A 12,511-nucleotide genomic window follows, 5' to 3' on the forward strand; every position below is an offset into this window, starting at 1 on the left:
GGTTTTTTTATGGAATAGATTTATAACTATTTATTGTTTAGTATAAATAAGAGTTAGATTTTTAGTTTCAATAATTTCTGTAAGATCACTATTATAAATCTTAACAGCATTCTCATAAACAGTAGTTAAGGTATCACTGTTTAATGTATAATTACGTTGAGAGATTTTTATTTTATTGTCTTCTATAACATTATATTCTGAGGCAAAACTGATAATACCATCCTTATCACAATCAACATCAATCCAGTAAGTGTTTGTAACTTCATCTTTAAAGTAAGTGACTGAAGTAGAAAATTCATTTCCGGAAAAAACAGTTCCATTACTTTCAAATGTTAGCGTTTCTAGCGTATTGCAGTTTATTTCCTGAATCAAATTAGTATTAAAGACTCCGTCTTCATTCACATCAAATGGAATATCTGCAGTTCGTGTTGTTAAACCCCAAACACCAACAATATCATATTCAGCACTTTCCGAGCATGATGTTGTAAACACCAACAAACACAGAAGGAGATAAGTTATAGTTAAATTTTTATTTGTAAGAAATTCCATCACTCAAATATAAAACGAAATCACTAAATAGAAAATTTTCACGTTATAAAGACTATAAATAAGATTAGTAACACCTTAAGGCTATTTAAATCTAACTAAGCCGTCTTCGTCAATCTTGGTTAAGGTTACGTTCTGCAAGGTATTTACCAATTCTGGATTCCAAGGTGCTTTTACTTTAACATAGTTTTCTGTGAAGCCATGAATGTAACCCTCTTTATTTTCTCCTTCAAACAAAACTGTACGCTGCGTATCTAATTGGGTTTCATAAAATGCACGACGTTTTTTTGCAGATAAACCTCTTAACATTTTACTACGTTTAGCTCTTACATGGTTGGGCACAACATCATCCATTGCTGCTGCCTCTGTATTATCACGTTCAGAATATGTAAACACATGTAAATATGAAATATCTAACTCATTTAAAAAGTTATAAGTCTCAAGAAAGATCTCATTAGTTTCACCAGGGAAACCAACAATAACATCTACACCAATACAAGCATGTGGCATAACTTCTTTAATTTTTGAAACACGATCTACATACAATTCTTTCATGTAACGACGTTTCATCTTTTTAAGAATCTCATTACTTCCGCTCTGTAAAGGAATATGAAAATGTGGTACAAATGCTCTCGATTTAGAGACTAAATCTATAGTGTCGTTTTTTAAGAGATTGGGTTCTATAGAAGAAATTCTTAAACGTTCTATACCTTCAACTTTATCGAGTTCTGTAACTAAATCTAAAAAGGTATGTTCATGTTTTTTATTTCCGAATTCACCTTTTCCGTAATCTCCAATATTAACACCTGTAAGTACAATTTCCTTGATACCTTGTTCTGCTATTTCCTTCGCATTCTGTAAAACATTAGTCATAGTATCACTACGAGAAATTCCTCTTGCCAATGGAATAGTACAATAGGTACATTTATAATCGCAACCGTCTTGAACCTTTAAAAATGCTCTTGTTCTGTCTCCAATCGAATAACTACCAACATAGAAATCGGCTTCTTCAATTTCACAAGAATGCACTTCGCCAAAATCATTTTTAGTAAGATCGTTTAAGTAATCTGTTATCTTAAATTTTTCTGTGGCTCCTAAAACCAAATCCACACCATTAACATCTGCTAATTCTTCAGGTTTTAATTGGGCATAACAACCAATTGCAGCCACAAAAGCATCAGGATTACTTTTCTGAGCCTGCTTTACAATCCTTTTAAAACGCTTATCTGCATTTTCGGTAACAGAACATGTATTTATGACATAAATGTCTGCTGGTTCTTTAAAATCTACACGATCGAACCCTTCTTCTGTAAAACCTCTTGCTATTGTAGAGGTTTCAGAAAAATTAAGTTTACAACCAAGTGTATAAAATGCGACTTTTTTTGTTGGATTCATTCTTGTACTTTTACCAAGTTGGCAAATTTACAACATATAAGTTATATGCTAAAACTCACACCATTCTTATTCCAAAGGCTACTTTACGGATCATTAATTTTGATGGTACTATCTTGTACTTCAAATGACAATTCTCAATCAAATCATCTCGTCTTTAAATATAACGAACACAAAAATATAGGCTCATTAGATCCGGCCTTTTCTAAAGATTTGGCAGATATTTGGGCTACACACCAATTGTTTAACGGTTTAGTTCAGATGGACGATCAGCTAAATGTTAAACCGTCTATTGCAAAATCATGGACCATTACAGATAGTGCAAAAACATATACTTTTAATCTTAGAAAAGATGTATTTTTCCATAAACATGAACTGTTTGGCAAAGATTCTACCAGAATTGCTAATGCATTAGATTTCGAATACAGTTTTAAAAGGTTAATTGATAAAACTGTAGCATCACCTGGAAGCTGGGTTTTAAATAAAGTAGACCGTTTTTATGCGGTTAATGATTCTGTTTTTCAAATTGAATTAAAACAACCTTTTCCTGCGTTTTTAGGTTTATTGACCATGAAATATTGTTCTGTTGTTCCAAAAGAAATTGTAACACATTATGGTAATGACTTTAGATCTCACCCAATTGGCACTGGTCCTTTTAAATTTAAGCGTTGGGAAGAAAATTTAAAACTCGTTTTTAGACGAAACAATACTTATTTCGAAACAGACTCTAAAGGACAACAATTACCATATCTAGAAGCTATTGCTATTACATTTTTACCAGATAAACAAAGTGAATTTCTTCAATTTGCTCAAGGTAATATTGATTTTGTTTCTGGGTTAGATGGCTCTTACAAGGATGAAATTTTAACTACAGATGGAAAATTAAAACCTAAATACGCAGAAGACGTTAAAATGATTCGTGGTCCTTATTTAAACACCGAATATTTGGCTTTTTTCATGGAATCTTCAGTCAATACTATTCAATCCTTAAAATTAAGGAAGGCGATTAATGTTGGCTTTGATCGAAATAAAATGATGACGTATTTACGAAATGGGATTGGTATTCCTGCAAACGGCGGATTTATACCAAAAGGATTACCTGGTTATGATGCTACTATTGGGTTTCACTACCAACCCGAATTAGCCAAACAATTAGTAGCTGAATTTAAAGCCGAAACAGGGATTAAAAATCCTAAAATCACGCTCACAACAACAAGTAACTATCTAAGTTTCTGTGAATTTATTCAACGTGAACTTCAAAAAACAGGTTTAGTGGTTAATGTCGATGTTATACCTCCATCAAGTCTTAAAGATGCTAAAGCCAATGGCCAAGTCGATTTTTTTAGAGCGAGTTGGATTGCAGATTATCCTGATGCTGAAAATTATTTATCTTTATATTACAGTAAGAATTTTGCTCCTAACGGTCCAAACTACACACATTTTAAAAGTGACAAATTCGACCAAATGTATGAAGCAGCTTATTTGGAAACCGATCCTATTTTAAGAGCCCAACTTTATACTAAAATGGATTCGTTAATTATGGATTCTGCACCAATTGCACCTCTTTTTTATGATGAAGTGGTAAGATTTACTAGAAAAAATGTAAACGGATTAGGTATTAACGCAACAAATTTATTAGAAATAAAATCTGTTAAGAAGGATTAAAAACCTAAGTTAATTTCTTCTGTATTGTTTTGTTTCTTCAAAGACATGCTCTAAAATAGCAATATCATTAGCTGTAAACTCTTCTTTACGTCTTGCCATAACCACCTTGGCAACCTCAAAAGCTTTATTTGTTTTATACGTTACAAATCCTTTACTGCCTCCCCAAGAAAAGCTTGGTACAAAATTTCTAGGAAAACCGCTTCCAAAAATATTAGCACTTACACCAACAACTGTACCTGTGTTAAACATGGTATTAATTCCGCATTTACTGTGATCTCCCATCATTAAGCCACAAAACTGCAATCCTGTTCTAGCAAAACCTTCCGTATTATAGTCCCAAAGTCTCACTTCTGCATAATTGTTTTTTAAATTACTATTGTTAGTATCTGCGCCAAGATTACACCATTCACCAATAACTGAATTTCCTAAAAACCCATCATGCCCTTTATTAGAATATCCAAAAATAACAGCATTATTAACTTCTCCTCCCACTTTACTATGAGGCCCAATAGTAGTTGGTCCATAGATTTTACTAGCCATTTTAAGGGTTGCATTATTACACAGTGCAAAAGGTCCTCTAACAATAGAGCCTTCCATAACTTCTGCATTTCTACCAATATAAATAGGTCCTGAACTCGCGTTTAAGGTGGCAAAGTTTAAGGTGGCTCCTTTCTCTATAAAAATATGTTCAGGATTAATAGTATTTATGGTTGCTGGAATTGGCTCTGACTGCCTGTCTTTTGTTATTAAGTTAAAATCGTCAATAATAGCTTCACCATTCTTAGAGAAAATATCCCAAGTATGTTCTATTTTTAAAATATCATTGTCAAACTCTATGGCTTCAAATGTTGAAAAGTCGCTAACTTCTTCTCCTTCTTTGATAAAAAAAGCAATAACATCTTCACCTTTAAAAAGTGCTTGATTATGGCTTAAATTTTTCACAAACGCTATCACTTCAACATTAGGTAAAAAAGACGCATTAATCATAATGTTCTCCTCCATTTCTACCATAGGAAACTTATCTGCTAGATAATCTTCTGTAACCGTTGTTGTAGTGTATTCTAGATAAGACTCCCATTTTTGACGAATGGTTAAAATACCAACTCTAATATCTGCAACAGGTCTTGTAAAAGTAAATGGCAATAAGTTATTACGAGAAGGACCATCAAATAATATATAGTTCATTATATCTAGAATTAAAGTTTGCAGCTAGAAGATTATCTTCTAAAATTCAACATTTTTTATAATATCAAAAATAGCATAAATGCCTAAAATAAAAAAGCCTTTCTGATAACAGAAAGGCTTTTAATATGTATTAAGACGCAAAGTTTATTTTTTAAACTTAGCATATTTGTTTTTGAACTTGTCAATACGACCAGCTGTATCTACTAATTTAGATTTACCAGTGTAAAAAGGATGAGAGGTTCTAGAAATCTCCAATTTTACTAATGGATATTCAGTACCATCTACATCGATAGTTTCATTTGTATCTGCTGTAGACTTTGTTAAAAAAACGTCTTCGTTAGACATATCTTTAAATGCTACTACTCTATAATTTTCTGGATGTGTTCCTGCTTTCATCACTAAATGCTTTAAATGTATTCGATTTTTCGAGGTGCAAATTTAATCATTTTTTATAAATCTACAATCTTTTTGGTGTTTTTTATTTAACGAATGTATGTAACATTTCCTTAACTTTGACTACTAATTAGAAAAACCAATCAAAATTATGGAAAAATCTTTAAAATCTACAGCTATCAATTATGGTGTAATGCTAGGTGTCATAAACTCAGCCGTTCTAGTAGCAATATATACCATGAATCCAGAATTATTTCTTGCACCATGGCTCGGAATAATATTATTTTTCATGACCATTGTATTCGGAATTATAGCATCAATAAAAGCAAAATCAATTCTCAAAGGCTTTATATCTTTGAAAGATGCTTTTGCAGCTTATTTTATAACAGTAGCGATTGGAAGTTTATTTGCTATACTATTAACCGCTTTATTATTTTCAGTTATTGATGTAGAAACTGGGCAATTTTTAAATGAAAGATTAATAGAAATGAGTATAGAAACACTAGAAAGTTTAGGAATGTCTCAATCTGTTATTGATGAAAGTATCCAGAAAGCTGCAGAAATAGATAACTTCTCTTTTGGCACACAAATACAATCTTACTTTGTAAGACTCGTTATTTATTGCATATTTGGACTAATTAGCTCTTTAATATTAAGAAGAAATGATCCTAACGCAGCTTAAATAATTTCTCTATTTTTGAAATTTAGAAATTACACCAAAACTCTATGGATATATCAGTAGTAATACCACTACTTAACGAACGCGACTCTTTAAAAGAATTACATGATTGGATTGTGTCTGTGATGCTATCCAATCAATTTTCTTATGAAATCTTGTTTATAGACGATGGAAGCACTGATAAATCTTGGCAAATTATTTCTGAACTTGGAGACATAAATCCAAAAGTTAAAGGCATTAGATTCTTAAAAAACTTTGGGAAATCTCAAGCTTTACATGCTGGTTTTGCAAAAGCAGAAGGTGATGTGGTTATTACCATGGATGCAGATTTACAGGATAATCCTGAAGAAATCCCAGAACTCTTCAGAATGATTAACGAAGAAAAATACGATCTTGTTTCTGGTTGGAAAAAGAAACGTTACGATTCTTATTTTTCTAAAAATTTACCTTCAAAATTGTTTAATTGGGCAGCAAGACGCACATCTGGTGTTACACTAAATGATTTTAATTGCGGCTTAAAAGCTTACAGCAATACCGTTGTAAAACATATTGATGTCTATGGCGAAATGCATCGCTACATTCCTGTTTTAGCTAAAAATGCAGGATTCACCAATATTGGCGAAAAAGTAGTACAACACCAAGCACGTAAATATGGCCATACAAAATTTGGTATGAATCGTTTTGTAAACGGTTTTTTAGACCTTATTACCATTTGGTTTATTTCTCATTTTGGAAAAAGACCAATGCATTTATTTGGCGCCCTTGGAGTCATTATGTTTATTATTGGCTTCGGTTTTTCGTTTTATTTAGGCATAGATAAATTATTTTTAAATCCAACAGGACGCCTTATTACAGATAGACCACAATTTTACATTGCACTATCTACCATGATTATAGGCTCGCAATTCTTCATTGCTGGCTTTTTAGGAGAACTTATTTTACGATCAAACCGACAGCAGCAACGTTATTTTATTAAAGAAAATTTGAATTTAGCTTAACTCCTAGAATTTATAGTCTAGTTAGTCGGTTTCAAATTTCGAATTGTTTATTTTTGTTTAACATTTTTATTGACTACAAATACATATACCCATGATACATATAAAGCCAGAAATTTTAGAGCGTGTAAATGCTTGGTTAACTCCAACTTTTGATGCAGACTCTCAGCAACAAATAAAAGATATGATCGCTTCTAACCCAAAAGAGCTAGAGGAAAGTTTTTATAAAGATCTAGAATTTGGAACTGGTGGAATGCGTGGTGTTATGGGATTGGGTACTAACCGCATTAACAAATATACACTAGGAAAAAACACACAAGGTTTAAGTAACTACTTAAAAGAATCATTTCCTAACGAAGAATTAAAAGTGGCCATTGCTTACGATTGTAGACACAACAGTAGCACTTTTGGTAAATTAGTTGCCGATGTGTTTTCTGCTAATGGTATTAAAGTTTACTTATTTGAAGAATTAAGACCTACACCAGAATTATCATTTGCATTAAAACATTTAAACTGCCATTGTGGTATTGTACTAACAGCATCTCATAACCCACCAGAATACAATGGATATAAAGTATACTGGCAAGATGGAGGACAATTAGTTCCGCCTCAAGATTCAGGTGTTATTGGTGAAATAAATAGATTAGATTACTCAGAAATTAAGTTTGAAGCAAATTCAGATTTAATTCAATATATAGGAAAAGATGTTGATGATGTCTTTATTGATGCGTCTGTAAAAAATGGAAGTTTTGACACGTCTGAAGCGGCTAGACAAGCTTTAAACATTGTGTTTACATCTTTACACGGAACATCAATTACAGCGATACCAGAAACCTTAAAACGTGCTGGTTATACAAATGTTAATATTGTTGAAGAACAACGTGTACCTAATGGAGATTTCCCAACTGTAGTATCTCCAAACCCAGAAGAGCCTGAAGCTTTAAAAATGGCTATTGAATTGGCAAAAAAAGTAGATGGAGATATCGTAATTGGTACAGATCCGGATTGTGACCGTTTAGGTGTTGTAGTTAGAAATTTAGAAAATGAATTGGTAATTCTTAACGGAAACCAAACCATGATTTTAATGACTAACTTTTTATTAAAACAATGGAAAAAATCAGGAAACATAAATGGTAATCAATTTGTAGGTTCTACAATTGTGTCTACTCCAATGATGACGGTTTTAGCAAATGCATATGATGTAGAATGTAAAATTGGTTTAACCGGTTTTAAATGGATTGCTAAAATGATTAAAGATTTCCCAACCATGGACTTTATTGGTGGTGGAGAAGAAAGTTTTGGTTTTATGGTTGGCGATTTTGTTCGTGATAAAGATGCTGTTACTTCTACCCTTTTAGCTATAGAAATTGCTGCACAAGCAAAAGAAAAAGGCAAAACCATGTACCAAGAGTTAATTGATTTATACGTTGAGCATGGCTTTTTTAAAGAACGTTTAGTGTCTTTAACTAAAAAAGGAATTGAAGGTGCGCAAGAAATCAAACAAATGATGGTTGATGCCAGAGAAAATCCGTTAAAAGAAATTAATGGTGAAAAAGTGGTTTTAATTGAAGACTACCAATTATCCATTTCTAAAAATCTTCAAAGTGATGAAGAAACGACTATCGATATTCCTAAATCTAATGTATTAATTTACTATACAGAAAATGGAAGTAAAATAGCTTTAAGACCTAGTGGTACTGAGCCTAAAATAAAATTCTATATTAGCGTTAACACAGAATTAGACAATTCGTCAGACTTTGCAGCAACGGAACAGTTGTTGGAAAATAGAATTGACGATATCCTCAAGGATATGAATTTGTAATTAATGGATTATATAAAAAAGTTATCTAGGTTTATTGTTCCGTATAAGAAATATGCATATTTAAATATTTTCTTCAACATTTTATACGCACTTTTCGGAACATTATCATTTGTTTCATTAATGCCTATGTTGAGGGTTTTGCTAAAAACAGCGGAGCCCATTGCTATAAAACCGCTGAAAGCTAATTATGATGGAATTCTAGAATATAAAGATTATTTAGAAGATTCGTTAAACTTTTTCATTACCCAAAAGATAGAAGCAGACGGTCAATATAGTGTCTTGATTATCATGATCTGTTTTGTAATCGCTACTTTTTTACTAAAAAATGCAGCTGGATACTTCTCTAATTTCTTTCTTGCCTATTTAAGAAATGGTATTTTAAAAGATATTAGAAATGAGCTATATAATAAAACGGTTAGCCTTCCTTTGTCTTATTTTTCAGAAAAAAGAAAAGGAGATATTATAGCAAGAATATCAGGAGATGTAAATGAAATTCAAAATTCATTATTAGCTATTTTAGAATTACTTGTTAGGGAACCACTAACCATTATTTTTACAATAGTTGTGATGTTTACGATAAGTATTAAACTCACCATTTTTGTGTTCATATTTATACCAATTTCAGGTATCATTATTTCTCGAATTGGTAAAAGTTTAAAAAAACGTTCTAAGCGTGTGCAAGAAGAAAACGGAGCATTTCTTTCTGTTTTAGATGAAACCTTGAACGGATTAAAAGTGATTAAAGGATTTAATGCTGAAGATAAGTTTAATTCAACATTTAAAAAATCGACATCAAGATTATTCAAATTTGCTAATGATTTAGCCCATAGACAGAATTTAGCTTCACCTACCTCCGAGTTTTTAGGTATCGTTGTTATCTCGGTTATTTTGCTATATGGAGGACAAATGGTGTTAGTAGAACAGACTTTAACATCTGATGAATTTATTACCTATATGGCTCTTGCTTATAATATATTAACACCAGCAAAAGCTATAAGTAAAGCCACCTATAAAGTAAAATCTGCAAATGCTTCTGCAGACCGTGTATTAGAAATTCTAAATACAGAATCTACTATAAAAGATCCAATAGACAGTAAAGCCAAAACAGACTTTCAATCTGAACTTAAATTAAATAATATTTCCTTTAAGTATGCAGATGATCTGGTTCTAAAAAACTTTTCATTGAATGTTCCTAAAGGCAAAAGTGTAGCTTTAGTTGGACAATCTGGTAGTGGAAAAAGTACTATTGCAAATTTAGTAACACGATTTTATGATGTTAACGAAGGTAATATTACTATTGATGGAGATGATATTAAAGATATAACCAAAAAATCACTTCGAAGTTTAATGGGCTTAGTAACCCAAGATTCTATTTTGTTTAATGACACTGTAGCAAATAATCTTAAAGTTGGTAAAGAAAATGCTACAGATGAAGAAATAATCGAAGCCTTAAAAATTGCCAATGCTTGGGAATTTGTAAAAGACTTACCGAATGGAGTTGATACAAATATTGGAGACTCTGGAGGTAAATTATCTGGAGGACAGAAACAGCGTTTAAGTATTGCGAGAGCTGTGCTTAAAAACCCGCCAATCATGATTTTAGACGAAGCAACCTCAGCGTTAGATACTGAAAGTGAACGTTTAGTTCAAGATGCTCTAGAGAATATGATGAAAAACAGAACCTCTATTATCATTGCGCATAGATTATCTACAATTCAAAATGCTAATGAAATTATAGTTATGAATAAAGGTGAAATTGCAGAGCAAGGTACACATAGCGAGCTTATTGCTAAGAATGGTGTTTACAAGAAGTTAGTAGACATGCAGAGTTTTGAATAATTTTTGAATTATAAAAATTAATTATTACACTATCTGCTCACTTTAACTCTATTTAGTAATAAAAATTAAGAGTCAATTATAGACTTGAAATTGAGTTCCAAAAGCACTATATAAAACAAAAAAGGATGTATATAATTATACATCCTTTTTTAACATTAGCTATCAGATTTGGGGAACTGATAACGTTAATAGGTTAAGCTACGTCAAACATATACTAAATTAAAGTATAAAACAAGAAAATAGTGCGTTTTGTCGGTATTTTACACACTTAAACGTCAATACACACTCTAAAGCACTGATTATCAATAAGACGATCTATTAGTAAAATATTACATCTATAATCAATTAAACTTTTCGTAAATTAATAAGTCTAAGTATTAAAGTGAATTAGTTGAATAACGAAACCGAATTTATAATCCGCTTACAAGATCCTGAATCTAAAGAAGTTGCTTTTAGAGAATTATTACAACTCTATAAAGAGCGCTTGTATTGGCATATACGGAAAATTGTATTGAATCATGAAGATGCAGATGATGTGCTTCAAAATACGTTTATTAAAGTCTATCGCAGTATCGATAAGTTTAAAGGAGACAGTAAACTTTTCTCTTGGATATATCGTATCGCAACCAATGAATCCATTACACACCTTAATAAAAGCGCAAAACGGCTACAAATCACAAACGAAGAACACCAAACTAAAGCGATTAACAATTTAACCGCTGATGTCTATTTTGAAGGAGAAGTTATTCAACTTAAATTACAACAAGCCATTGCAACTTTGCCAAACAAACAACAAATAGTATTTAACATGCGCTATTTTGACGATTTAAAATACAAAGACATGGCAGAGATTTTAGAGACGAGTGAAGGAGCTTTAAAATCATCATACCATATTGCAGCTAAAAAAATTGAAGCCTTTTTAACTTCAGATTAAACCATTGTACAAATTTAGAGTCTTATACTTAGAACACAGATAAAAAGATTTCTAAGAAGTTGAAACAAGTTCAGCATATAAAATGAAAAAAGAAAACATACATAACATCACATCATCAGGTTTTAAAACACCGGATAATTATTTTGAATCTTTAGATGCTCAAATCCTAGAACGCATATCTGAAAAAGAAATGATAAGTGGTTCTAAAACTACCGGTTTTACTGTACCAAAAGATTACTTTAACTCTGTTGAAAGTATGGTTTTTGAAAAACTTGCAGTTAAACCAGAACAACCAGTGATTACGTTAAAACCAAGACGTACATTTTATTATGTTGCTGGTATTGCAGCAAGTTTAGTATTATTAGTGAGTTTGGTATTTAATAACACTAACGAAAGTCTTAACATTAATACTATTGATACAGCAAGTATTGAGAACTATTTATATCAAGAAGATTATAGCAATGATGATTTGGCAAATCTGTTTAAAACGGATAATATGTCAGAAACCGATTTTATAGATATTATTATTTCAGACGACTATATAGATCAATACATAGACAACATAGACACTGAAGACCTTAATTTAGATTAAATATTATGAAAACATTACAAATAGTATTACTTACCTTATTTGTTTCGTTAAGTGCTTTTGCACAAAAACAAGATAAAGAAAAAATTAAAGCATTAAAAATTGCTCATATTACAGAACAGTTAGATTTAACAGAAACTGAAGCTCAGAAGTTTTGGCCTATTTATAACGCGAATGAAGATGCAAAACATGAATTAAGAGAAGCGTCCATAAACAGACGTAAAGAGAAAGACATTGAGACACTTACAGAGAGTGAAGCCAAATCTCTATTGCTAGAGATGGAAAAAACTGAAAAACAAAAAATGGCATTAGAATCTAAATTATTGAATCAATTGTTTGTTATTCTTCCATCTAAAAAAATAATAAAACTCTATCAAGCAGAGCGTTCTTTTAAACAAAAGATGTTTGAAGAATATAAAAAACGTCACTCTAAGGAAAAGCGTGATTAATAAGTAACAAGAAAGGAAGCTAT

General features: G+C 31.4%; 12 protein-coding genes. 8 read left to right on the forward strand and 4 right to left on the reverse strand.

The features are described 5' to 3' along the window. Positions 1–30: 30 nt before the first annotated feature. Both HM981_RS14890 and mtaB read right to left on the reverse strand, forming a co-directional pair. Positions 31–549: a hypothetical protein gene (locus HM981_RS14890; RefSeq protein WP_179339597.1), complete on the reverse strand. Its 519-nt coding sequence runs from the start codon at positions 547–549 to the stop codon at positions 31–33. A gap of 81 nt (positions 550–630) precedes the next feature. After that, on the reverse strand, positions 631–1,941 hold the full coding sequence (gene mtaB, locus HM981_RS14895) for a tRNA (N(6)-L-threonylcarbamoyladenosine(37)-C(2))-methylthiotransferase MtaB (RefSeq protein WP_179339598.1): 1,311 nt from the start codon (positions 1,939–1,941) through the stop codon (positions 631–633). Between the two features lie 45 nt (positions 1,942–1,986). On the opposite strand from mtaB, the gene HM981_RS14900 reads away from it, so the two are divergent. After that, on the forward strand, positions 1,987–3,603 hold the full coding sequence (locus HM981_RS14900) for an ABC transporter substrate-binding protein (RefSeq protein ID WP_179339599.1): 1,617 nt from the start codon (positions 1,987–1,989) through the stop codon (positions 3,601–3,603). A 9-nt stretch (positions 3,604–3,612) separates the two neighbouring features. Here HM981_RS14900 and HM981_RS14905 read toward each other — a convergent pair whose 3' ends face one another. Together HM981_RS14905 and HM981_RS14910 are read right to left on the reverse strand one after the other, a co-directional pair. Next, positions 3,613–4,788 (reverse strand): GlmU family protein, encoded by a 1,176-nt coding sequence (locus HM981_RS14905; RefSeq protein ID WP_179339600.1) that lies wholly within the window; start codon positions 4,786–4,788, stop codon positions 3,613–3,615. 144 nt (positions 4,789–4,932) lie between these two features. Next, positions 4,933–5,184: a type B 50S ribosomal protein L31 gene (locus tag HM981_RS14910; RefSeq protein ID WP_179339601.1), complete on the reverse strand. Its 252-nt coding sequence runs from the start codon at positions 5,182–5,184 to the stop codon at positions 4,933–4,935. A 148-nt stretch (positions 5,185–5,332) separates the two neighbouring features. On the opposite strand from HM981_RS14910, the gene HM981_RS14915 reads away from it, so the two are divergent. From HM981_RS14915 to HM981_RS14945, 7 genes are all read left to right on the forward strand, one after another. Beyond that, complete coding sequence (locus HM981_RS14915) at positions 5,333–5,863, forward strand: DUF4199 domain-containing protein (protein WP_179339602.1); 531 nt, start codon at positions 5,333–5,335, stop codon at positions 5,861–5,863. 44 nt (positions 5,864–5,907) lie between these two features. Next, a complete protein-coding gene (locus tag HM981_RS14920) occupies positions 5,908–6,858 on the forward strand; it encodes a glycosyltransferase family 2 protein (RefSeq protein WP_179339603.1) in 951 nt (316 codons plus the stop codon). A 91-nt stretch (positions 6,859–6,949) separates the two neighbouring features. Then, complete coding sequence (locus HM981_RS14925; protein WP_179339604.1) at positions 6,950–8,677, forward strand: phospho-sugar mutase; 1,728 nt, start codon at positions 6,950–6,952, stop codon at positions 8,675–8,677. Between the two features lie 3 nt (positions 8,678–8,680). Then, positions 8,681–10,516 carry an ABC transporter ATP-binding protein gene (locus HM981_RS14930; protein ID WP_179339605.1) on the forward strand — a complete coding sequence of 612 codons (1,836 nt, stop codon included), beginning with the start codon at positions 8,681–8,683 and terminating at the stop codon, positions 10,514–10,516. Between the two features lie 391 nt (positions 10,517–10,907). Next, a complete protein-coding gene (locus tag HM981_RS14935) occupies positions 10,908–11,450 on the forward strand; it encodes an RNA polymerase sigma factor (protein ID WP_179339606.1) in 543 nt (180 codons plus the stop codon). An 82-nt stretch (positions 11,451–11,532) separates the two neighbouring features. Beyond that, positions 11,533–12,042, forward strand: a complete 510-nt coding sequence (locus HM981_RS14940; protein WP_179339607.1) for a hypothetical protein — start codon at positions 11,533–11,535, stop codon at positions 12,040–12,042. Positions 12,043–12,047: 5 nt separating this feature from the next. Next, on the forward strand, positions 12,048–12,488 hold the full coding sequence (locus HM981_RS14945) for a sensor of ECF-type sigma factor (RefSeq protein WP_179339608.1): 441 nt from the start codon (positions 12,048–12,050) through the stop codon (positions 12,486–12,488). The last annotated feature ends 23 nt before the right edge of the window (positions 12,489–12,511 follow it).

This window comes from Winogradskyella ludwigii (assembly GCF_013403985.1).
GTDB lineage: Bacteria > Bacteroidota > Bacteroidia > Flavobacteriales > Flavobacteriaceae > Winogradskyella > Winogradskyella ludwigii.

What these genes read in the sequence shown, in the direction of transcription:
- HM981_RS14890 (WP_179339597.1), bottom strand. Translation starts at nt 549, where the DNA reads ATGGAATTTCTTACAAATAAAAATTTAACTATAACTTATCTCCTTCTG.
- mtaB (WP_179339598.1), bottom strand. Translation starts at nt 1,941, where the DNA reads ATGAATCCAACAAAAAAAGTCGCATTTTATACACTTGGTTGTAAACTT.
- HM981_RS14900 (WP_179339599.1), top strand. Translation starts at nt 1,987, where the DNA reads ATGCTAAAACTCACACCATTCTTATTCCAAAGGCTACTTTACGGATCA.
- HM981_RS14905 (WP_179339600.1), bottom strand. Translation starts at nt 4,788, where the DNA reads ATGAACTATATATTATTTGATGGTCCTTCTCGTAATAACTTATTGCCA.
- HM981_RS14910 (WP_179339601.1), bottom strand. Translation starts at nt 5,184, where the DNA reads ATGAAAGCAGGAACACATCCAGAAAATTATAGAGTAGTAGCATTTAAA.
- HM981_RS14915 (WP_179339602.1), top strand. Translation starts at nt 5,333, where the DNA reads ATGGAAAAATCTTTAAAATCTACAGCTATCAATTATGGTGTAATGCTA.
- HM981_RS14920 (WP_179339603.1), top strand. Translation starts at nt 5,908, where the DNA reads ATGGATATATCAGTAGTAATACCACTACTTAACGAACGCGACTCTTTA.
- HM981_RS14925 (WP_179339604.1), top strand. Translation starts at nt 6,950, where the DNA reads ATGATACATATAAAGCCAGAAATTTTAGAGCGTGTAAATGCTTGGTTA.
- HM981_RS14930 (WP_179339605.1), top strand. Translation starts at nt 8,681, where the DNA reads ATGGATTATATAAAAAAGTTATCTAGGTTTATTGTTCCGTATAAGAAA.
- HM981_RS14940 (WP_179339607.1), top strand. Translation starts at nt 11,533, where the DNA reads ATGAAAAAAGAAAACATACATAACATCACATCATCAGGTTTTAAAACA.
- HM981_RS14945 (WP_179339608.1), top strand. Translation starts at nt 12,048, where the DNA reads ATGAAAACATTACAAATAGTATTACTTACCTTATTTGTTTCGTTAAGT.